The sequence below is a fragment of the Cellulomonas sp. URHD0024 genome (assembly GCF_000426185.1).
Lineage (GTDB): Bacteria > Actinomycetota > Actinomycetes > Actinomycetales > Cellulomonadaceae > Cellulomonas.
The window spans coordinates 891,768-912,301 of sequence record NZ_AUEW01000001.1 but is presented as its reverse complement, the minus strand read 5'-3'; the positions used below and the strand labels follow the sequence as shown (position 1 = coordinate 912,301).

At 70.4% G+C, this 20,534-nt stretch carries 18 protein-coding genes, 2 tRNA genes, 1 pseudogene and 1 riboswitch; of the genes and pseudogenes, 11 read left to right on the top strand and 10 right to left on the bottom strand.

Going from position 1 to position 20,534, the window contains the following annotated elements:
• Positions 1–885 (bottom strand): carbohydrate ABC transporter permease, encoded by an 885-nt coding sequence (locus I847_RS0104275; protein ID WP_028048709.1) that lies wholly within the window; start codon positions 883–885, stop codon positions 1–3.
• 92 nt (positions 886–977) lie between these two features.
• Positions 978–2,306, bottom strand: a complete 1,329-nt coding sequence (locus I847_RS0104270; RefSeq protein ID WP_051274488.1) for an ABC transporter substrate-binding protein — start codon at positions 2,304–2,306, stop codon at positions 978–980.
• Positions 2,307–2,597: 291 nt separating this feature from the next.
• On the opposite strand from I847_RS0104270, the gene I847_RS0104265 reads away from it, so the two are divergent.
• The 8 genes from I847_RS0104265 to I847_RS0104230 all read left to right on the top strand — a co-directional run bounded on the left by I847_RS0104265 (position 2,598) and on the right by I847_RS0104230 (position 12,902).
• Complete coding sequence (locus I847_RS0104265) at positions 2,598–3,635, top strand: LacI family DNA-binding transcriptional regulator (protein ID WP_028048707.1); 1,038 nt, start codon at positions 2,598–2,600, stop codon at positions 3,633–3,635.
• Positions 3,636–3,657: 22 nt separating this feature from the next.
• The gene (locus tag I847_RS0104260) at positions 3,658–4,680 is read left to right on the top strand and encodes a LacI family DNA-binding transcriptional regulator (protein ID WP_028048706.1); all 1,023 of its coding nucleotides are present in this window, start codon (positions 3,658–3,660) and stop codon (positions 4,678–4,680) included.
• Positions 4,681–4,771: 91 nt separating this feature from the next.
• On the top strand, positions 4,772–6,805 hold the full coding sequence (locus I847_RS0104255) for a bifunctional aldolase/short-chain dehydrogenase (protein ID WP_196804462.1): 2,034 nt from the start codon (positions 4,772–4,774) through the stop codon (positions 6,803–6,805).
• Positions 6,806–6,816: 11 nt separating this feature from the next.
• On the top strand, positions 6,817–8,028 hold the full coding sequence (locus I847_RS0104250) for an alpha-hydroxy acid oxidase (protein ID WP_028048704.1): 1,212 nt from the start codon (positions 6,817–6,819) through the stop codon (positions 8,026–8,028).
• Between the two features lie 120 nt (positions 8,029–8,148).
• Positions 8,149–9,288: a lactaldehyde reductase gene (fucO, locus tag I847_RS0104245; protein WP_034608831.1), complete on the top strand. Its 1,140-nt coding sequence runs from the start codon at positions 8,149–8,151 to the stop codon at positions 9,286–9,288.
• Positions 9,289–9,384: 96 nt separating this feature from the next.
• A complete protein-coding gene (rhaI, locus tag I847_RS0104240; RefSeq protein ID WP_028048702.1) occupies positions 9,385–10,554 on the top strand; it encodes an L-rhamnose isomerase in 1,170 nt (389 codons plus the stop codon).
• 21 nt (positions 10,555–10,575) lie between these two features.
• The gene (locus tag I847_RS0104235) at positions 10,576–12,060 is read left to right on the top strand and encodes a rhamnulokinase family protein (protein ID WP_028048701.1); all 1,485 of its coding nucleotides are present in this window, start codon (positions 10,576–10,578) and stop codon (positions 12,058–12,060) included.
• A 14-nt stretch (positions 12,061–12,074) separates the two neighbouring features.
• Positions 12,075–12,902 (top strand): class II aldolase/adducin family protein, encoded by an 828-nt coding sequence (locus I847_RS0104230; RefSeq protein WP_028048700.1) that lies wholly within the window; start codon positions 12,075–12,077, stop codon positions 12,900–12,902.
• A gap of 81 nt (positions 12,903–12,983) precedes the next feature.
• Here I847_RS0104230 and I847_RS0104225 read toward each other — a convergent pair.
• From I847_RS0104225 to I847_RS0104205, 5 genes and pseudogenes are all read right to left on the bottom strand, one after another.
• Positions 12,984–13,313, bottom strand: a pseudogene (locus I847_RS0104225) (3,4-dihydroxy-2-butanone-4-phosphate synthase); the annotation flags it as partial.
• 184 nt (positions 13,314–13,497) lie between these two features.
• Positions 13,498–13,779 carry a sugar-binding domain-containing protein gene (locus I847_RS27000; protein ID WP_196804461.1) on the bottom strand — a complete coding sequence of 94 codons (282 nt, stop codon included), beginning with the start codon at positions 13,777–13,779 and terminating at the stop codon, positions 13,498–13,500.
• Between the two features lie 488 nt (positions 13,780–14,267).
• Positions 14,268–14,343: transfer RNA gene (locus I847_RS0104215), tRNA-Asn, on the bottom strand.
• A gap of 45 nt (positions 14,344–14,388) precedes the next feature.
• Complete coding sequence (locus I847_RS0104210; protein ID WP_028048697.1) at positions 14,389–14,901, bottom strand: hypothetical protein; 513 nt, start codon at positions 14,899–14,901, stop codon at positions 14,389–14,391.
• 26 nt (positions 14,902–14,927) lie between these two features.
• Positions 14,928–15,002, bottom strand: a tRNA-Ile gene (locus I847_RS0104205).
• Positions 15,003–15,500: 498 nt separating this feature from the next.
• Positions 15,501–15,575, top strand: a riboswitch (cyclic di-GMP riboswitch).
• Between the two features lie 16 nt (positions 15,576–15,591).
• Between I847_RS0104205 and I847_RS0104200 the strand changes: the two genes are divergently transcribed.
• Entirely contained in the window at positions 15,592–15,807 is a 216-nt protein-coding gene (locus I847_RS0104200; RefSeq protein ID WP_028048696.1) for a BldC family transcriptional regulator, read from the top strand.
• Positions 15,808–15,895: 88 nt separating this feature from the next.
• Here the strand turns inward: I847_RS0104200 and I847_RS0104195 are convergent, their stop codons facing one another.
• Genes I847_RS0104195 through I847_RS21835 form a run of 3 tightly spaced genes read right to left on the bottom strand, consistent with a single transcriptional unit; the run spans position 15,896 to position 19,096 of the window.
• Positions 15,896–16,438, bottom strand: a complete 543-nt coding sequence (locus I847_RS0104195; protein WP_028048695.1) for a TetR/AcrR family transcriptional regulator — start codon at positions 16,436–16,438, stop codon at positions 15,896–15,898.
• Positions 16,439–16,467: 29 nt separating this feature from the next.
• On the bottom strand, positions 16,468–18,432 hold the full coding sequence (locus I847_RS0104190; protein WP_028048694.1) for a YhgE/Pip family protein: 1,965 nt from the start codon (positions 18,430–18,432) through the stop codon (positions 16,468–16,470).
• 10 nt (positions 18,433–18,442) lie between these two features.
• Complete coding sequence (locus I847_RS21835) at positions 18,443–19,096, bottom strand: ATP-binding cassette domain-containing protein (RefSeq protein ID WP_081680471.1); 654 nt, start codon at positions 19,094–19,096, stop codon at positions 18,443–18,445.
• A gap of 145 nt (positions 19,097–19,241) precedes the next feature.
• Here I847_RS21835 and def point away from each other — a divergent pair, with 145 nt between their 5' ends.
• On the top strand, positions 19,242–19,730 hold the full coding sequence (def, locus tag I847_RS0104180) for a peptide deformylase (RefSeq protein WP_028048693.1): 489 nt from the start codon (positions 19,242–19,244) through the stop codon (positions 19,728–19,730).
• A 166-nt stretch (positions 19,731–19,896) separates the two neighbouring features.
• On the top strand, positions 19,897–20,397 hold the full coding sequence (locus tag I847_RS0104175; protein ID WP_028048692.1) for a DUF3145 domain-containing protein: 501 nt from the start codon (positions 19,897–19,899) through the stop codon (positions 20,395–20,397).
• The last annotated feature ends 137 nt before the right edge of the window (positions 20,398–20,534 follow it).

Here is a 20,534-nt window from a genome sequence, read left to right as displayed (position 1 = left end):
TCAGTCCTGGGTGAGGTCGCGACGGTTCGCGCGGAAGATGAAGAGGGTGACGATCAGGCACAGGATCGTCAGCGCCAGGGCGATCGTGGAGCCGTAGCCGTAGTCGCCGTAGAAGAACGACGTGCGGTACATCAACAAGGTCAGCGGTGTGGTCCCGCTGCCTGGGCCTCCGCCGGTCAGGGCGTAGATCGAGTCGAAGACCTTGAGGGTGCCGTTGATGCTGAAGATGATGGAGGAGACCAGCACGGGAAGGGACAGCGGCAGCACGATGCTGCGGACCAGGCGCCAGCCGGCCGCGCCGTCGAGGCGGGCGGACTCGAGGAGCTCGTCGGGCACGTCGACAAGACCGGCGTACAGCAGCACGGCGTAGAAGCCCATCGAGCGCCAGATGTCCATCAACGCGATCACCCAGAACGCGGTGCCGGCGGTGCCGAACCAGTCGACCGCGTGCAGTCCGACGGCCTCCAGGAGGGCGTTGACCGGCCCGGTCTGAGGCGCGAACTCGAAGAACTTCTGGAAGAGCAGCGAGACCGCGACGGTGGGCAGGACCACGGGGAAGAACACCAGCGTGCGGATGGTGGCCGAGGCCTTGCGCAGGAAGAAGACATAGAGCAGTGCGAGGCCATAGCCGACGGTGACCTGGCCGATGGTGATGACCACCGCGTACTTGAGGGTGAAGAGGAGCGCCTCACGTGCGGCCGGGTCGGTGAACAGCTTCTGAAAGTTGTCCAGGCCTACCCAGGTGAACCCGGTGACGACGCTGCCGCTGAAGAGCGTGTACCCCAGGGACCACAGCATCGGCATCAGCATGACGACCGAGTACACGAGCAGGGCTGGGCCGAGCAGCAGCAGGATGGCGCGCTTGTCGCCCAGGACACGGTTCATGGCAGGAGCTGTCTCTCATCGTCGAGGGGTAGCGAAGGGTGCGGTGGTGGGCCGATGGATGCCTATCGGCCCACCACGCGCCTGTCAGGGGATCAGGAACCCAGGCTCGCCTGGACCTGCTTCATGAATTCCTCACCGCTCAGCTGTCCGGAGCCCAGCAGGCCTCCGTCGTTCTGGCTGGTTGTGGTCGCCTGCGGGCTGAAGTACGCCTCGAACCACAGGATGCTCTCCTTCGTCTTACCGATCTCGTCCTGGACCAGCTGGCTCAGCGGTGCCACGTTGGTGTCGCCGCTCACCTCGAAGCCGGTGACCTGGCCGCTGTCGCGCAGGGCGACCGTGCCGTAGTTCGCCGCGATGCACTTGACCCAGTCCTGCGTCGCGGTGTCTTTGAACCCCTTGGCGGAGATCGCCACGGCGGTGCCGACGTTCGCCGGCATCTGGTCGGCGGAACCCTTGCCCCCGTCGACGGCGGGGAAGTGCATGAAGCCGATGTTGTCGGCACCGACCTTGTTCTGCGTCTCGTCCGAGAAGTTGGAGACCGCCCACGAGCCCATGTAGATGAACGCCGCATCCCCGGTCAGGAACGTGTTCAGCGCCGTCGTGTAGTCGATCGACGTGGGCGACTGGCCGAAGTAGCCCTGCTTGCCGAGGTCCGCGATCGCGTCGGCCGCCTTGACGTACTCGGAGTCGGTGAGCTTGGCCTTGCCGTCGCGCACGTCCTGCAGCGCGGTCGCACCGAGGTCCCGGGCGATGTAGTTGCCCACCCAGCGGGTCACGCCCCACCCGTCCCCACCCTTGCCGGCCTGGGAGATCGGCTGGATGCCTGCGGCCTTGAGCTTGGCGAACGCATCGGTGAGCTCGGTCCAGGTCGCGGGGACCTCGATGCCGTTGTCGGCCAAGATCTTCTTGTTGTACCAGATCCCCTCGATGTTCAGCTCGGTGGGCAGCACCAGCTGCTTCCCGTCGTAGAGGTTCTCGATGACTGACGTCGCCGCAGGCAGGACGCTGTCTGAGATGCCGAGCGTCTTGAGTGCCTCGCCGGCGTCCTGCAGCGTGCCCTGCTCCGCGAGCTGAGCGTTCAGCGACGGGGCGTTCGCGCTGATGAAGAGCTGCGGCAGCGCATCCTGCCCCGCGAGGAGCTGGAGCTGCTGGTCGAGTGTGGACTGCGCCTGCTTGGTGATCTCAAGCGGTTGGGCCGCGTCCTGCGCCTTGCACTCGTCCTTGCTCAGCGTGGTCAGGGTGGTCGGGATGGTCTCGTTCTCGTTGATGGCGAGGAACGACAGCTTGGACGCCGACTTCCCCGACCCGCCGTCGGACGACTTGCCGGACGAGCCCGAGTCCGACCCGCTGCACGCCGCGAGCGCCAATGTTGCGCTCAGTCCGAGGGCGCCGACCAGCAGCGTCCGCCGACGCTTCAGCATCGAGTTCACAGTTCCTCCTTGAAGTGCGAAAAGTGTGGATTGAAGCGTTTCAAAACGTAGACCCTCGCTTCCGGTCGGTCAACTCGCGTTGCCGAACTGTGACGTGGGCAGGTCCTTCGCCACCCGTCGGCTCGGCCGCGTGTGCTGAAGTCACCGCTCGGGTTGGTTCGGTTCAACACGGGCGGGGAGGCTCGGACAGCGTGCGGACGGTCGCTCGCTTCGACGGCTACTCTCGACTCGCGCCAGATCACTCGATCACAGAAGGAGCCGTCGTTGCCTCCCGGAGAGCCGATGAGCCGTCCGACCGTCAGGGCGCGCCCGAGCGTGGACGACGTCGCGTCTCTCGCCGGGGTATCGCTGGGCACCGTCTCCAATGTGCTGAACCATCCCGACAAGGTTGCGGCCGCGACGCGGGAGCGGGTCGAGCGCGCGATCGTCATGTTGGGGTACGTCCCCAACACCGCTGCGCGGTCGTTGAAGTCCGGATCGAGCAAGTCGATCGGCCTCATCGTCTCCGACCTCAGCAACTCCTTGTTCGTCGACATCGCACGGGGCGCCGAGAACGGCGCGGAGCACGGTGGCCTGACGCTGCTGATCGCCAACAGCGATGCACAGATCGAACGTGAGTCGAACTACTTGGCGATGTTCGCGCAGGCCCGGGTGACGGGCGTGCTGATGACGTTGAACGACGCCGCGCACTTCGCTGCCGTGGCCCGCCGCGCGCCCGCCGGCGTCCCTCTCGTCCTGCTGAACTTCAGTGCACCCGTGTCCCAGTACTGCAGCGTCGACGTCGACAACGCGCTCGGCGGCTATCTCGCCACCAAGCACCTCATCGACTCCGGCCGGCGCAAGCTGGCATTCGTCGGAGGACCGGCCGAGCTCCAGCCGGTGGTCGATCGCGGCAAGGGCTTCCATCAGGCGGTCGGCGAGCACCCAGAGGTCAGTTCCGAAGTGATCACTCCCGAATGGATCAACCGGTCTGACGGCTGGGCCGTCGGTGTCGACCTCGCGCCACGGGTCGCCGCCGGGGAGATCGACGGGATCTTCGCGGCCTCCGACCTGCTGGCGGCAGGAATCGTCCAGGCGCTGACGGTCGCCGGACACGTGCGTGTTCCTGAGGACGTCGCGATCGTCGGCTACGACAACAACCAGGCGGCCTGGGACAGCCCGATCCCGATCTCGACGATCGCCCAACCCGGCGACGAGGTGGGGCGTCTTGGTGCCATCCTCCTCGCCGAGGAAGCCGCCCACGGTGGTGGACCGCACGAGCACTCGGCCGTCGTCCTGCCGCCCAAGCTGGTTGTCCGTCAGAGCTCGTCCCGGCGATGACGAGATCGGACGGGGGTACGTCGTGAACGGGCGCCGACGGCCGTCGATCGCCGACGTGGCGCGCACGGCAGGCGTGTCTGTCGGTACGGTCTCGAACGTCCTCAACCGGCCCGATACGGTCGCGCCGCCGACGCGCGAGCGGGTCGAGAGCGCCATCGCTGAGCTGTCCTTCGTCCGCAACGGGTCGGCTCGGCAGCTTCGTCAGGGTTCGATCAGCACCGTCGGGGCAATCCTGCTGGACATCCGGAACCCGTTCTTCACCGATGTCGCGCGCGGGATCGAGGACCGTCTCGCCGTCGACGACCTCACCTTGATGCTGGCGAGCTCGGACGATGACCCGGCGCGCGAGGCCAAGTACCTGCGGCTGTTCGAGGAGCACGGGGTCCTAGGCCTGCTCGTCGTGCCGACCGGGCGATCCGTCGACCACCTCCTGGAGATCCAGCGCCGCGGCGTTGCCGTGGTGCTCCTCGATGCGGCGTCCGCCGCCTCCGGGCTCTCCTCGGTGTCGGTGGACGACGTGACCGGCGGCGAGCTCGCCGCAGCTCACCTGCTCGAGCAGGGACATCAGTCGATCGTGTTCCTGAACGGCCCGCACGAGATCCGGCAGTGCGAGGCGCGCCGGGTGGGCGTCGACCGCGCGGTGGCCGCAGCCGGGCTCGAACCAGATCAGGTCGTCGACGAGGTCACGCTCGCGACCCTCGACGCGTCCGGGGCCGACGACGCGCTCACGCGGTGGCTCGCCGCGCACGACGGTTCGGCGCCCCGAGCGATCTTCTGTGTGAACGACCTTGTCGCGATCGGGGTGCAGCGCTGCCTGCGACGCCAGGGTGGCACCGCACTGCTCGCGCGGACGGCCATCGTCGGATACGACGACATCGACGTCGCCGGGGAGCTGGCGCTGCCGCTGACGTCGGTACGGCAGCCGACGCACGAGATGGGCCACGCGGCGGCGGAGCTCCTCCTGCGCCAGGCCGACAGCGGCGAGATCGACGACGTCGTGTTCCGGCCCGAGCTGGTCGTGCGAAGCTCATCGCTCGTCACCTGAACGGGTGGCAACTTGACGCGTCCGGTGCGGCGCTCGTACGCTCTGAAACGTTTCAGCCTTGAATCGTTTCACCACCCAGAGGATGGCAATGATGTCCCACCCCGTCGTCGAGTCCCTGGTCGCGCGTTCGAACCGCCTCGGAGCCGACCCGCGCACCACCAACTACGCAGGCGGCAACACATCGGCCAAGGGCACGACGCTCGATCCGGTGACCGGCGCGGACGTCGAGGTGCTGTGGGTCAAGGGATCCGGGGGAGACCTCGGCACGCTGACCGAGAAGGGTCTGGCCGTCCTGAGGCTCGACCGGGTGCGCGCGCTGACCGGCGTGTACCCCGGCGTCGAGCGCGAGGACGAGATGGTCGCAGCGTTCGACTACTGCCTGCACGGTCGTGGTGGCGCCGCACCGTCGATCGACACCGCCATGCACGCGCTGGTGGACGCCGCCCACGTAGACCACCTGCACCCCGACGCGGGTATCGCTCTGGCGACCGCGGCGGACGGCGAGGCTCTGACGCGCGAGATCTTCGGTGAGACGGTCGTCTGGGTGCCGTGGCGCAGGCCCGGGTTCCAGCTCGGGCTCGACATCGCGGCGATCAAGCAGGCGAACCCGCAGGCGATCGGCTGCATCCTGGGCGGGCACGGAATCACCGCGTGGGGCGACACGTCGCGGGAGGCCGAGGAGCGCTCGCTCCGGATCATCGGCGCCGCCGAGGCGTTCATCACCTCGCGCTCCACGGACCGGCATCCGTTCGGCCCGGTCGTGCACCCGGCTCTGCCCGACGGCGACAGGCGCGCCCGGGCCGCGGCCCTGGCCCCGGTGATCCGCGGGCTCGCCTCCACGGACCGCCCGCAGATCGGCCACTTCACCGACTCCGACGTGGTGCTCGACTTCGTGTCCCGCGCCGAGCTGGGCCGGCTCGCGGCGCTGGGCACGTCGTGCCCGGACCACTTCCTGCGGACCAAGGTCAAGCCGCTGGTGGTGGACCTGCCCGCCGACGCTCCTCTGCAGGACGTGGTGGCGCGGCTGGCCGAGCTGCACGCTGCCTACCGGGCGGACTACCAGGGCTACTACGACCGCAACGCCACCCCGGAGAGCCCGGCGATCCGGGGCGCGGACCCGGCCATCGTGCTGGTCCCCGGCGTGGGGATGTTCTCCTTCGGCAAGGACAAGCAGACGGCCCGGGTGGCCGGGGAGTTCTACGTCAACGCGATCAACGTGATGCGCGGCGCCGAGGCGATCAGCACCTACGACCCGATCGACGAGGCCGAGAAGTTCCGCATCGAGTACTGGTCCCTCGAGGAGGCCAAGCTCGCCCGCATGCCGGCGCCCAAGCCGCTGGCCACCCGGGTCGCGGTCGTCACCGGCGCCGGTTCCGGGATCGGGCGGGCGATCGCCGAACGCCTCGCCGCCGAAGGAGCGTGCGTCGTGGTCGCGGACGTGAACCTGGAGGGTGCGCAGGAGGTCGCCACCGCCCTGGGCGGACCAGACGTCGCCGTCGCCGTGCACGCCGACGTCACCGACGAGGACGCGATCACCGAGATGATCGACGCGGCGTGCCTGGCGTTCGGCGGGGTCGACCTGGTCGTGAACAACGCGGGTCTGTCCATCTCCAAACCTCTGCTGGACACCACCGCCCGGGACTGGGACCTGCAGCACGACGTCATGGCGCGCGGCTCGTTCCTGGTGGCTCGTGAGGCCGCCCGGGCGATGATCGCCCAGAAGCTGGGCGGCGACATCGTGTACATCGCGTCCAAGAACTCGCTGTTCGCGGGCCCGAACAACATCGCCTACTCGGCCACCAAGGCGGACCAGGCGCACCAGGTCCGCCTGCTGGCGGCCGAGCTGGGAGAGCACGGGATCCGCGTCAACGGGGTCAACCCCGACGGGGTTGTGCGCGGCTCGGGGATCTTCGCCGGCGGCTGGGGCGCGCAGCGCGCGGCCACCTACGGCGTGCCGGAGGCCGAGCTGGGCGCGTACTACGCGCAGCGGACGCTGCTCAAGCGCGAGGTCCTGCCCGAGCACGTGGCCGCCGCGGTCTTTGCGCTGACCGGACCCGACCTCGTTCAGACGACCGGCCTGCACATCCCTGTCGACTCCGGCGTCGCCGCCGCCTTCCTGCGCTGAAGGGCCACGCCATGACCCAGCGCCAGATCCCGAAGTGGTCCGAGCTCAAGCCGCTCATGCGACCCAAGCCCCTCCGGTTCGACGCGACGGAGCGCCGGCTCGCCGATGCGTTGACGATCGCCGACCTGCGGACGGTCGCCCGACATCGGACACCGCGGTCGGTGTTCGACTACACCGACGGAGCGGCCGAGGCCGAGATCACCCTCGGCCGTGCCCGGTCGCTGTTCCGGAACCTTGAGCTGCGTCCGTCGATCCTGCACGACGTGTCAGCCGTCGACACGACGACCGACATGCTCGGCAAGCCCGCGGCCGTGCCGTTCTCGTTCGCCCCGACGGGCTTCACGCGGCTGATGCACCACGAGGGCGAGAGGGCTGTCGCCCGGGTCGCCGAGCGTCGAGGCATCCCGTACGCACTGTCGACCATGGGCACGACCTCGATCGAGGACGTCGCGGAGGCGGCACCCGAGGCTCGCAAGTGGTTCCAGCTCTACGTCTGGAAGGACCGCTCCGCGGGCGAGGACCTGATGGGCCGCGCGAAGGCCGCAGGCTACGAGGCCCTGCAGCTGACCGTCGACGTCCCGGTCGCGGGGGCGAGGCTGCGCGACGCGCGCAACGGCTTCGCGATCCCACCGGCGCTCACGGTGAAGACCGTGCTCGACGCCGCGACGCACCCGGCGTGGTGGATGAACCTGCTCACCACGGAGCCGCTGACCTTCGCGTCCCTGTCCGAGTGGTCCGGCACGGTCGCCGACCTGCTCGACAAGCTGTTCGACGCCACCATGACGATCGCCGACCTCGAGTGGCTTCGGGCGTCCTGGGACGGGCCGCTGATCATCAAGGGCATCCAGACCATCGAGGATGCGCGGCGGGTCACGGACGCGGGGGCGGACGCGATCGTGCTGTCCAACCACGGCGGCCGGCAGCTCGACCGGGCGCCCGTGCCGCTCCGGCTGGTGCCCGACGTCGTGGAGGCGGTCGGCGACCGGACCGAGGTCTGGGTGGACACCGGGATCATGTCCGGCGCCGACATCGTGGCCGCCCTGGCGCTGGGGGCAGACGCCACCATGGTGGGGCGCGCCTACCTGTACGGGCTCATGGCAGGCGGCGAACGCGGCGTCGACCGCGCCGCGGAGATCCTGACCCGCGAGGTCCGCCGCACCATGGCGCTGCTCGGCGTCACCCGGGTCGACGAGCTCGGCCCCCAGCACGTGCGGCTGCCATGAGAGGCGGCCGAGGCCAGCGACTGCAGGACCTTCGACCCTTACCGCTGGGGTTCGCGGCAGATTGAATCGATACAACGACGAGGTCGACACGACGAAAGCGGGTGCACGGTGGCGCAGCGAATGGTCTGGAACCAGACGGCGTACTTCGGTCCGGACGCGATCGAGGTGATCCCCGACGAGCTCGCACACCGGGGCTTCGGGAAGGCGTTCGTGGTCTCGGACCGGGTCCTGGTAGACACCGGCGTGACGGCACGGGTCACCGACCTGCTGGACTCGGCGGGGTTCCCGTACACGGTGTACAGCGACGTCCAGCCCAACCCGTCGATCGAGAACGTGCAGTCGGGCGTGGCCGCGTTCCAGGCTGCGGGCGCGGACGTCCTCATCGCGATCGGCGGCGGCTCCCCGCAGGACACCTGCAAGGCGATCGGCATCGTCGTCACCAATCCCGAGTTCTCGGACATCCGCTCGCTCGAGGGCGTCGCGCCCACGAAGCACCCCAGCGTGCCGATCATCGCGGTGCCGACCACGGCCGGCACCGCGTCGGAGACGACGATCAACTACGTCCTCACCGATGTGGAACGGCAGCGGAAGTTCGTCTGCGTGGACCCCCACGACATCCCGGTGCTCGCGGTGGTGGACCCGAAGATGATGGCGACGGCCCCGCGCGCGCTCAAGGTCGCCACCGGCCTGGACGCGCTGACGCACGCGATCGAGGGGTACGTCACCCAGGGGGCGTGGGAGCTGTCGGACCTGTTCCACCTCAAGGCGATCCAGGTGATCGCCGGATCGTTGGCCGCGGCCGCGGACGGCGACGAAGCAGCGATGGACCGGATGGCCCTCGCCCAGTACGTCGCCGGGATGGGCTACTCCAACGTCGGCCTCGGGCTCGTGCACGCGATGGCGCACCCCCTCGGCGCCTTCTACTCCGCGCCGCACGGCGTGGCCAACGGCATCCTGCTGGCGCCGGTGATGGCGTTCAACGCCCCGGCCACGGGTGAGAAGTACCGCGACATCGCCGCGGCGTTCGGCGTCGAGGGCGCACACGTGATGCCGATCGACGAGGCGCGCGAGGCGGCCGTCAGCGCGGTCGCCGGTCTGACGCAAGCCCTGGGAAACCCGACCAGCATCAGCGAGGTCGGCGCGACGAAGGCCGATGTGCCGGCGCTCGCGAAGGCCGCGTTCGAGGACGTGTGCGCCGGCGGGAACCCGCGCGAGGCGTCGATCGCCGACATCGAGCAACTGCTTCACGACCTGCTGTGAGGGACCAGGGCGCGGTCGGCTCCCGCCGGCCGCGTCCGTCCGTCGACGGCCATGCAGTGCGCACCACGACTGAAGACCCGAGCGAAACGAGAAGCCATGACCACCCTCAGCACCGACCAGCTCGACGTTCTCGCCGCGCAGGCGATCGAGCTGCCCTCGTGGGCGTTCGGCAACGCCGGCACGCGGTTCAAGGTCTTCAGCACCCCGGGCACGCCTCGCACGATCCGGGAGAAGCTCGCCGACGCGGCCGAGGTGAACCGCCTGACCGGGCTGGCCCCGAGCGTCGCGCTGCACATCCCGTGGGACGTGGTCGAGGACTACGCCGAGCTGGCGGACTACGCGCAGGGCCTCGGTGTTCGGCTGGGGACGATCAACTCGAACACGTTCCAGGACGACGACTACAAGTTCGGCTCGCTGACGCACGCGGACCCGCGGATTCGCCAGAAGGCGATCGACCACCACTTCGCGTGCATCGACGTCATGGATGCGACGGGCTCGCAGGACCTGAAGATCTGGCTCCCGGACGGCACCAACTACCCGGGTCAGGGCGACATCCGCGGCCGCCAGGACCGGCTCGCCGAGTCGTTGGCGACGATCTACGCGCGCCTGTCGGTGGAGCAGCGCCTGGTCCTGGAGTACAAGATCTTCGAGCCGTACTTCTACACGATGGACGTCCCGGACTGGGGCACGTCCTACGCGCACGTGACGGCGCTGGGCGAGCGGGCGTTGGTCTGCCTGGACACCGGCCACCACGCTCCGAGCACGAACATCGAGTTCATCGTGGCGCAGCTGCTGCGCCTGGGTCGGCTGGGGTCGTTCGACTTCAACTCGCGGTTCTATGCCGACGACGACCTGATCGTGGGTGCCGCCGACCCGTTCCAGCTCTTCCGGATCCTGTTCGAGGTCGTCCGTGGGGGAGGCCTGGACGCCGGGTCGCCCGTGCGGTTCATGCTCGACCAGTGCCACAACATCGAGGACAAGATCCCCGGGCAGATCCGCTCGGTGCTCAACGTCCAGGAGATGACCGCCCGGGCGCTGCTGGTCGACCTGGCCGAGCTGCGGGTCGCGCAGGACGCTGGTGACGTCCTGACCGCGAACGGGATGTTCATGGACGCGTTCTACACCGACGTGCGTCCCGCGCTGGCGGCGTGGCGCGAGGAGCGCGGTCTGCCGGCGGACCCCATGGCCGCGTACGCGGTGTCCGGGTACGGGCGGCGGATCGCCGACGAGCGGGTCGGCGGCGCGCAGGCCGGCTGGGGTGCCTGAGAGACGCCGGACCGATTACCCATGAACACCTACGCCGCGGTCGACCTGGGCGCCACCAGTGGTCGAGTCCTGACCGGGCGGCTGTCCGGGGGCCGGCTGCTGACGGACGAGGTCGCCCGCTTCGACAACACACCGGTGAGGGTGCCTGCGGGCGGACGCCAGGTCTTGCAGTGGGACGTCCTCTCGCTGTGGTCGGGCATCCGAGCCGGGCTGCAGGCCGCCCATCGGCGGGGCGGGTTCGACTCGGTCGGCGTCGACACGTGGGCCGTGGACTACGGCCTGCTCGACGCGGACGGTGCGCTGCTCGGCAACCCGGTGCACTACCGCGACGAACGCACCCTCGGGGCGTCGGACCGGTTCTTCGCGACGATGCCCGCGGCGGAGCACTACGGCCTCACGGGTGCCCAGGTGCAGCCGTTCAACACCGTGTTCCAGCTGCTGTCGGCCGCGGGAACCGTGCAGCTGCGCGCTGCTGAGCAGGCACTGCTCGTCCCGGACCTCGTGACGGCGTGGCTCGGCGGCGGCCGGGTCGCCGAAGTCACCAACGCCTCGACCACGGGCTTGCTCGACGTCGGCGCGCGCGCCTGGAGCGCACAGGTCCTCGGCCATCTGGAGAAGGCGGTCGGCGCGAGCGTCTCGTTGCTGCTGCCTCCCCTCGTCGAACCCGGCGCCGTTCTCGGCCATCTGCGGGCGGACCTCGGCTGGGGCGATGGACTGGTCGTGGCCGTCGGATCGCACGACACCGCCTCGGCGGTCGCCGCCGTCCCGATGGCCGACCCGCAGCACGCCGCCTACATCTCCTCGGGAACCTGGTCGCTCGTGGGGGTCGAGCTGACCGCGCCGGTCCGCACGGAGGCGTCGCGGCTGGCGAACGTGACCAACGAGCTGGGTGTCGACGGGACCGTGCGCTACCTGAAGAACGTGGCCGGCCTCTGGCTGCTCACCGAGTCGCAACGCACCTGGCGCGCCCAGGGGCACACGTCCTCGCTGGTCGAGCTCCTGGCAGCTGCCGCGGACGTGCCGGTTTGCCGGACCGTGATCGACGTCGACGACCCGGTCTTCGCTGCTCCTGGCGACATGCCCGCCCGGATCCGCGACGCCGCACGCGCGTCCGGGCAGCCGGTCCCCGAGGACGAGGCGTCGATCACCCGCTGCATCCTGGACTCCCTGGCGCTGGCCTACCGCCGTGCGCTGCGCACCGTCGCGGAGCTCTCGGGCCGCGACGTGCGGGTCCTTCACGTCGTCGGCGGGGGATCGCGCAACGGTCTGCTGTGCCAGCTGACCGCCGACGCCACGGGGCTGCCCGTCCTGGCCGGACCGGCCGAGGGCACCGCCATGGGCAACCTGCTCGTGCAGGCGTGGGCACTGGGGGACCTGGCAGGTGGTCTGCCGGCGATCCGGGAGGTCGTCGCCGCCTCCACCGAACTCGTCCGGTGGGAACCCACCGGTACCAGCACGGCCTGGGAGCAGGCCGAACACCGACTGCGGACACGACCGCAGCCCTGACAGTGAGGAACACCATGTACTCGACCCCGCCGCGCCCCGACCTCGAGGAGCTCCTCGTGTCCATGGGTGCCGCCGGCGCCCGGATCTGCGAGATCGACGCCTCCGAGGCCGGCGCCGGGAACCTCTCGATCTACGTCGGCTGGGACATCGAGGTGCGCCGCCGGTTCCCCATCACCGAACGGATCGATCTGCCCGCCCCCGCACCGGCCCTGGCGGGTCACACGATCCTGGTCACCGGCTCCGGGCGCCGTCTGCGGCAGATCCAGGACGACCCGGAAGCCAACATCGGCGCCGTCCTGGTCCACGCCGACGGCCTCACCGCGACCCTGCACACCTCGCCGCGCCGACTGTTCGAGAAGCTGACCAGCGAGTTCAACTCCCACCTCGGGGTCCACCAGGACCAGGTCCGGCGCCGAGGTGTCGAGTTCCAGGCAGTCGTGCACGCCCAGCCGATGAACCTGACCTACCTGTCGCACATCCCCGCCTACCGGGACACCGCCGCCATGAACGCCCGCATCCTGCGCTGGGAACCCGAGTCGATCGTGTCCCTGTCGGCCGGTGTGGGCGTCCTGGAGTTCATGATCCCGGGGTCCGCCGAGCTGATGGCCGCCAACGTCGAGGGCCTGCGTGAGTTCGAGATCGTGCTCTGGTCCAAGCACGGCGTGATGGCCCGCTCGGACGTGTCCGTCACCCGGGCCGTCGACCGGGTCGAGTACGCCGAGACCGGTGCCCGCTACGAGTACATGGATCTCGTGGCCGGCGGACGCGCCGAGGGCCTGACCCTCGAGCAGATCGGGTCCGTCGCCCGCGAGTTCAACATCGACTCCCGCTGGGTCCACTGACGACCCGGCGGCGCTCGACGGGGCTGCCGCCTGCACGAACCCGTGCCGACGGGAAGCGGCGCGGCCGGACGCCGCGCAGCGTCACGCCGTCGCAGTCGGCGATCTCGCAGATGACCCGGCGGGCTCCAGTCCGGTGAGGATGGCGAGGTCGACTGCCGCTTCGGTGTGACGCGGGCGCGCGGCGACGCCGCCCGGATGGGCGACCAGGGGCAACATGTGTCCGGGGCGGACGAGGTCGGCGGCGGTCGAGCCGGGCCGCCACAGCACGGCGGTGGTCGCGGCCCGGTCGGCGGCAGAGATACCCGTCGTGATGTCGACCGTGGCGTCGACCGAGACGGTGAACGCGGTGCGCAGACCGTCCCGGTTGTCGGCCACCATCGGAGCAAGGTCGAGGAGCCGGGAGTCGGCCGTGACCGGGACACATCAGAAGCGCCCTGCACCGGTCCATCATGAACGCGACGATTCCGGGGCTCGCGTTCCGGGCGGCGACGACGAGGCCGCCCTCGTCCTCCCGGCCGGGGTGGTCGGCGGTCGGTGACGACGACCGGACGACCCGCCCGGATCGGGGCGACCGCCTCCGGGACCCGCGATCCGGTCACGCGCCGTAGACGAGTGCTCGAGCGCTGAGTACGTCGGTGACAAGCACGTTGTCCCAGCGGCCGCGCAGCGCCCCCCGGATGGCGGCGACCTTGCGCGTGCCGCCGGCCACGGCGATGTGTCGCGGGATCGACAGCAGAGCCTCCGGGGAGGTGCCGAGGACGCGCTCGTCGAAGTCCGAGGTCACCAGGTTGCCGGCCGCGTCCAAGTACCGCAGGCAGACGTCGCCCACCGCGCCGGGCAGCGCGCAGGCTAGCCTGGTCGACCTCGGCGACGCCATTGCCGCTCTGTCGCAGCAGCGGCGAGGGCTCGAGCGCTCTGATGCGACGAGCGCAGTGGCCAGGCCCGGCCACAGCCTTCGCCGCCGAGGTGGCTGCCCGACGAACGCTCCGAGGAGCCCGAGGGCCAACGCGATCGCGCCGGGCGCATCCACGTGGAGAACGTAGCCGCTGTGTTGCCCCAGGTGCGGCGTTCGACGTGCGTGTGCATCCCGACGCCTCAGACGTGGCCGTGCGCTTCAAGCCACTACGTTGTGGACCTGTGCGAGATCGTGCGCGTGACGTCGGACGCGCTGCTCGGACGCTGCCGCAGAGAGAGTTCGGCTATGCGTGGCTCCGTGGCGACCGTTGGGTCCGGCCTCGACTGAAGGCCCGAAGTTGAGTGCCCGGATGCTCCCCAGGCGGAACGGAGTGTCGTCCCGTGTTGGGCACGTAGTGGGCACGAAAGCACGAAGGCCGCCTCGAGAGGCGGCCTTACCTGCGCTGATAGTGGCTCCCTCGACTGGACTCGAACCAGTAACCGTCCGATTAACAGTCGGATGCTCTGCCAATTGAGCTACGAGGGATCGTGCGGGGAAAACTCTAGCAGCCGTCGGGGGCTGCTCTTGCATTCAGCGGGGGAGCCCGACGGCATCGCGGACCTCGTCCTCCGCCGCGTCGACGACCGCGGCGACCGCCGGGTCGGACAGGTCGACGGAGCCCTCGCCGAGGACCTGCGTGAACAGCTCGCCGTCCTCGCCGCGGCGCAGGGCGACTCGGACGCGCTGCCCGTCGGGGAGCGTAATGGCGACGGCGTGGACCACGGACTGCTGGACCCGCTCACGGAAGGTCTGCGCGAACGCGGTCGACCCGGGAGCGTCGGTGAAGACGAACCGGGAGGTGCGCCCCCAGACCCACCGGACGCTCAGCGTCCTGGTCGCCGGGTCCATGGCGCCGTGGTCGACGTCCGACCACGGGTAGCGGACGGCATCCTGTCCGGCGTCCAGCACGTGCAGCGCCAGGCGGCTGGCGACGACCCACCGCTCGTCGGTCAGCTCGGTGCTGACCAGGACGGCGTCGCCGGGGCGCAGCTCGAGGCGCGCGCGAACGGCGTCGGGGAGTCGTCGACGGGAGAACAAGGCCACGGCAGCACGGTACCCGCGTGGCGCAGTGCCCCAGGTCGGGCTTGAACCGACGACCTCTCAGATTATGAGTCTGGCGCTCTGACCGGCTGAGCTACTGGGGCAGTGGAACACTACCGAAGGAGCTCGCGAACCGGCGGCGCAGGATCCCCTCCGAGTCGGGCTCGAGCGCCGTCGACGGACTGCCTCGCGACGACGCGCGCCCCTCGCAGGCGCCCCATCTCTACGGCAAACGGGTGAAACGCGTCACATGTCGGGAAGTCTGCCCGGGTCTGTCGCATCTGTCCCGGGAGGAAGTTGGACAGGTGCCCAGGAGGCGGCGGGACGGCGCGCCGCGCGGGACGCGCGTGACGAAACGGACAGGTGTCGGGTTCCTTCGCCCCTCGACATAACTCCTGGTCAGACGGCATCTGGCAGGGGAGCCGCCGTGGCGACGCGGCGCCAGCACCGTCCGCCAGGTGCTGACACACGACCCCTCTCCGAGGGAAGGTGAAGGGGGCCGTCCGCCCGGTTTTGGAGGGTTTGAATCACCCGTTTGCGCGCGAAACCGCCGTTTCCGCCTGTTGCACACCTGTCCAGATCCGGGCATAGTTCCCCTTGTCAGCGACAAACGGCAAACCCGCTGCAAGGCGGGGACGCAAAGCCACGGGGCCCACGAGGCCAGCCGAGCTACCGAACGACAGGAGAACGATCATGGCTGTTCCCACCATCGAAGCCCCCCTCTCGCAGGGCGCCCTTCTCACCCCCGGTGAGGTTGCGGTCCTCTTCCGCGTCGACCCCAAGACGGTCACGCGCTGGGCCCAGGCCGGCAAGCTCTCGGCGGTCCGTACCCTGGGCGGCCACCGCCGCTTCCACGAGTCCGAGGTCCGCTCGCTGCTCACGGGTGTTCCCACGCAGCGTGGCGAGTGATCTCGACACACACTGACGTCCCACGGGACGACGCAGGAAGCCCGCCGGGAACGGCGGGCTTCTTGCATGTCCGGGGTGGGGCGACGGATCAGGCGATGGTCGCCAAGACCGCCTCGCGGACCTCCGCGAGCGTGCGGTAGGGCTCGAAGACCAGCCACTCGAGCCCGGCCAGCAGCGTCGCCCCGAAGAGCGCGGCAGCCGCGAGGAGCGCGTTGCGCTCGGGCCAGGCCTCCGCGACGACGTCGGCGAAGGTGCCGATCGACTCGTCGCGCAGCTGCTGGATCGCGTGCTGCCAGCTGCGACCCGTGCGGAAGGACTCGGCGGCCATCAGCTTCGCGAAGTTCGGATGGGCCTCGATCTGGGCGAGCAGCTCGGTCACGAGCGCCTCCAGCGCATCGCGGCCGTGCAGCCCCTCGGCCGCTGATCGCAGGGCTGCGGTGAGGCGCCCGACGCCCTCGCTGATGATCGAGTCGAACAGTCCGGCCTTGGAACCGAAGTTGTAGAAGACGCTGCCCTTGGCGACGCCGGCGGCCGCGGCGATGTCGTCGACGGACGTGGCCGAGAAGCCGCGCTCGGCGACCAGCCCGAGCGCAGCGTCGACGATCTGCTGCTTGGTGTCCGTGGCACGCATGTCGGCAGCCTCGCAGATCGCTCGAGCACTCATAGGGTCAATGCCGGGTGAAGCCGGGCGATCGTCCAGGTGCGCATCCGGCCGGCCTTCCACGAGGTGACAGCCAGCGAGGCCAGCAGGACGGCAACCAGATATCCGACGGCGAACCACAGCCGGGCGTCCGGGGATCCGGTGACGAGGTCGCGCAGACCCTGGACGGCGTACGTCATCGGCAGGATCGGGTGGAGCGCCTGGAAGAACGCGGGCGTCGTCTGCACCGGGTACGTGCCGCTGGCCGAGGTGATCTGGAGCATCAGCAGCGCGATCGTCGCCACCTTGCCCGCCGCCGGCCCCAGCACCGCGATGAGCATCTGCTGCACGGCCAGGAACGTCGCGGCGACGAGGACCAGGAACGCGGCCGTACCGACGGGGTGACCGACGTGCAGGCCGAGCCCGAGTCCGACGACGCCGAGAAGGAACAGGACCTGACCTGTGCCGATGGCCAGCGCGGGCAGGTACCCGGCGATGGCGACCCGCCAGCCGGCCGCCGGGGTGGCGAGCGCCCGGGTGGGCAGCGGACGCATCAGGAGCCAGGTGACGATGCCGCCCACGAAGAGCGCCATCGGCAGGAACATCGGGGCGAAGCCCTCGCCGAGGCTGTCCGCCGTGGCGAGGTCGGTCGACTCGAGGGCGACGGGGTTGGCGATCGTCCTGGCGCGGGCGGTCCGTTGGGCCGACGAGTCGTCGGGGATCTGCGCGGTACCGGCGTCGAGTCCCTCCGCGAGCTGCCGCGTGCCGTCGCTCACCTGGGTGGTACCGCTCGCCACGTGCGACGCTCCGTCGGCGAGCGCGGCGGTGCCTGCGGCCAGCGTCGCGGCGCCGACGGCAGCGTCCGCCGTGCCGTCGGAGAGCCGTGACGCCCCGTCCGCCACGGAGGTCGCGCCCGTCGACAGCGTCTGAGCGCTCCCGGCCAGGGTCGTGAGGCCGTCGCGCAGCGCCGTCGCCCCGGAGTCGACCTGCGCAGCGCCCGCGTCGAGCTGGTGCAGCCGGGTCGCCATGCCGGGTAGGTCGGCCGAGCCGAGCGCGGCGAGCAGTGCGGCCGCCTCAGGGTCGCCCGCGGCAGCGCGGCCCTGCAGGTAGCCGCCGACCTGTGCGAGGCCCGAGCTCACGGTGTCGACCTGCCCGACCGCCTCGTGGACACCGTCGGCGACCTGCCGGGTCCCGGCGGCGAGGGCCACGCTGGACCCGCTCGCCGCCTGGGCGCCTTCGGAGAGCCTCCCGGCTCCGTCGGCCACCGCGGCGCTGCCGTCGGCCACCTGTGCCGCGCCGGACCTGAGCGTGACGGAGCCGGCCGCAAGCTGTGCCGACCCGGCGCGCGCCTGCCCGGCCGCGTCAGCGACCCGTGTCGCGCCGTCGCCGAGCGTCCTCGCGGCGTCGTGCAGCGAGACGGCGGCATCGGACGCCTCGGAGAGGCCGTCCCGGGCGGAGCCGAGCCCTACGAGCACCTGGTCGACCGCCTCCTGACCCGCGGTCGCCGCGACCGCGTCCCGCACCTGAGTCATCGCGGCGCGGCCCAGCGTCGTGCCGATGAACGAGTTGGCGTCGTTGTAGGTCACGTCGATCCGGGCGCTCGTCGGCGCGTCCCCGCCCGCCGACAGCAGTGCCGCCGAGAAGTCGTCGGGGATCGTGACCGAGAAGTAGTACGTGCCGTCCCGCACGCCCGACGCCGCGTCCGAGGCGCCCGTGAGATGCCAGTCCAGTGCGTCCGCACCGGTCAGCTGGTCCGTCAGGTCGGCGCCGGCCGTGAGTCGCCCGCCGTCTGTCCGCGTGCCTCCCGTGTCCGAGTTCACGAGCGCGACCGGCAGACGATCCAGGTGCGCGGTCGGGCTCCAGAACGCCCAGAGGTACAGCGCGCCGTACAGCAGGGGGACGAGCAGCATCACGGCGACCGCGACCCGGGGGAGCCGTCCGCGGCGGAAGCGGCGGAGCTCGGATCCGGAGGTCAAGGAGAGCATGTGGAGTCCTTCAGATGGAGAGGTCGAGGACGGTGTGCGGCGCCTGGGCTGCGCTGGCGGCGACGACGGTCAGCCCGTCGCCGGTGAGGGCGTCGAGCCGATCCCAGACGAGGCGCCGACGAGCCGGGTCGTGGACCTGGTCGAGGTCGTCGACGAGGAGCAGGCGCGGCCGCTGGGCCATCGCGAGGGCGATGCGCAGCAGGAGGGCGTCGACCTCGTCGAGATGCCACACCACCGTCTCCGCTGCCGGGACCGGCACGTCGCCGTAGACGGGTGCGAGGACTGCGTCGACGACGGACTGGTTCGGCCGGCGCATTCGCCGGTACCACGGGGAGAGCCACGCCAGGCGTTCGCGCACGTGCTGCGCGACGGTCACGGAGTCGTCGAGCTCGTCGATCCCGGCGAAGCCTGCGAGCGCCGCCTCCTTCTGCAGTGCTGGACGATCGGCGGGAAGCCGGTGCCCGAGCACGACGAGCCGGGACGACGGGTCAGGGATCATCCGACCCGCCAGAGTGAGCAGGATGCTGGTCCTGCCTGACCCCTGGGGACCGCGCAGGACGGAGAGCGACCCCTCGGTGATGTCGAGGTCGAGCGGCCCGTACACGGTTCCGCGATCTCCCGTCAGCCCGAGGGCACGCGCGTGTGCGGCGAGGGGTGGGGTCATGGTCGACACGAGGCTCCTTAGACTGACTGGTCAGTACAAAGATAACGCCAGTGGGACGCACGGACGTCGGCAGGCGGTGTCAGCCTGGTCACAACCTGGATCGCCCCGCGCCTCGGGAGGGCGGCGGCCATGAAAGGATCACCGCATGGCCATGCGAGAGATCCGGACCGTCGGGGACCCCGTCCTGCGCACTCCCTGTGACCCGATCACGACGATCGACGCCCGCGTCCGTGGGCTCGTCGAGGACCTCGTGGAGACCGTGGACACCGACGGGCGCGCCGGCCTGGCGGCCAACCAGATCGGGGTCGGCCTGCGCGCGTTCTCCTGGAACATCGACGACGAGGTGGGCTACGTGCTCAACCCGGTGATCGTCGAGCTGTCCGAGGACGAGTACCAGGACGGCGACGAGGGCTGTCTCTCGGTCCCCGGACTGTGGTACCCGACGAAGCGCGCCTGGTACGCCCGCGTCGTCGGCACCGACCTCGACGGCAACGAGGTGGTCGTCGAGGGCACGGAGCTCATGGCCCGCTGCCTGCAGCACGAGGTGGACCACCTCGACGGGATGCTCTACCTGGACCGCCTCGAGCGGTCCGTCCGCAAGAAGGCCATGCGGACGATCCGCGACCAGCTCTGAGGGCGGCGAGGTCGCAGGCTCGCCGGGCGTCAGGCTGGCGCGCGGGGCAGGCGTCGTGCATGCTGTGACCAGCACGCCGCGAGACCGTGTTCATCTGGGTGCCGTTGCTTGGACGCTCTGAGGTCGTTGGGGAAGACGAACCTCGAAGCCCGTTCAGGAGGACGACATGGCAGGTGCGATCACCCGCGGTGTTCTTTTTGTGCACTCCGCACCCCGCGCGCTGTGCCCCCACATCGAGTGGGCGGCGGGCAACGTGCTGGGCGGACGCGCGGCGTTCGACTGGACGGAGCAGCCGGCCGGACCCGACTTCTACCGCGCCGAGCACTCGTGGCAGGGCGCCCAGGGCACCGGCGCGCGGCTCGCCTCTGCGCTGCGAGGCTGGGCGCACCTGCGCTACGAGGTGACCGAGGAAGCGAGCCACGGGGTCGACGGGTCGCGCTGGAGCCACACCCCGGAGCTCGGCATCTTCCACGCCGCGACGGACGTGCACGGCAACATCGTCGTTCCCGAGGACCGCATCCGTGCCGCGCTCGAGCACGCGGCCGACCCGGTCCGGCTGCGCACCGAGCTGGACCTCGCGCTCGGGCAGGCGTGGGACGACGAGCTCGAGCCGTTCAGGTACGCCGGCGCAGGCGCACCGGTGCGCTGGTTGCACCGCGTCGGCTGAGCGCGCCGCTCGTCCGGCACGTCGAACTGCTGCAGGGCCACCGTGGGCCGAGCTCCGTAGGGAGAGCTCCGTGTGCTGGGCCGGAGGGCCCACCCGCCTGGGCTGAACCTGGTTCGCGGGTGGATGCCCGGGATGCC

Bases quoted from the DNA above. Each gene is read 5' to 3' on its own strand.
- I847_RS0104275 (WP_028048709.1), bottom strand. From the start codon at position 885: ATGAACCGTGTCCTGGGCGACAAGCGCGCCATCCTGCTGCTGCTCGGC.
- I847_RS0104270 (WP_051274488.1), bottom strand. From the start codon at position 2,306: ATGCTGAAGCGTCGGCGGACGCTGCTGGTCGGCGCCCTCGGACTGAGC.
- I847_RS0104265 (WP_028048707.1), top strand. From the start codon at position 2,598: ATGAGCCGTCCGACCGTCAGGGCGCGCCCGAGCGTGGACGACGTCGCG.
- I847_RS0104255 (WP_196804462.1), top strand. From the start codon at position 4,772: ATGTCCCACCCCGTCGTCGAGTCCCTGGTCGCGCGTTCGAACCGCCTC.
- I847_RS0104250 (WP_028048704.1), top strand. From the start codon at position 6,817: ATGACCCAGCGCCAGATCCCGAAGTGGTCCGAGCTCAAGCCGCTCATG.
- fucO (WP_034608831.1), top strand. From the start codon at position 8,149: ATGGTCTGGAACCAGACGGCGTACTTCGGTCCGGACGCGATCGAGGTG.
- rhaI (WP_028048702.1), top strand. From the start codon at position 9,385: ATGACCACCCTCAGCACCGACCAGCTCGACGTTCTCGCCGCGCAGGCG.
- I847_RS0104235 (WP_028048701.1), top strand. From the start codon at position 10,576: ATGAACACCTACGCCGCGGTCGACCTGGGCGCCACCAGTGGTCGAGTC.
- I847_RS0104230 (WP_028048700.1), top strand. From the start codon at position 12,075: ATGTACTCGACCCCGCCGCGCCCCGACCTCGAGGAGCTCCTCGTGTCC.
- I847_RS27000 (WP_196804461.1), bottom strand. From the start codon at position 13,779: ATGGCGTCGCCGAGGTCGACCAGGCTAGCCTGCGCGCTGCCCGGCGCG.
- I847_RS0104200 (WP_028048696.1), top strand. From the start codon at position 15,592: ATGGCTGTTCCCACCATCGAAGCCCCCCTCTCGCAGGGCGCCCTTCTC.
- I847_RS0104195 (WP_028048695.1), bottom strand. From the start codon at position 16,438: ATGCGTGCCACGGACACCAAGCAGCAGATCGTCGACGCTGCGCTCGGG.
- I847_RS0104190 (WP_028048694.1), bottom strand. From the start codon at position 18,432: ATGCTCTCCTTGACCTCCGGATCCGAGCTCCGCCGCTTCCGCCGCGGA.
- I847_RS21835 (WP_081680471.1), bottom strand. From the start codon at position 19,096: ATGACCCCACCCCTCGCCGCACACGCGCGTGCCCTCGGGCTGACGGGA.
- def (WP_028048693.1), top strand. From the start codon at position 19,242: ATGGCCATGCGAGAGATCCGGACCGTCGGGGACCCCGTCCTGCGCACT.
- I847_RS0104175 (WP_028048692.1), top strand. From the start codon at position 19,897: ATGGCAGGTGCGATCACCCGCGGTGTTCTTTTTGTGCACTCCGCACCC.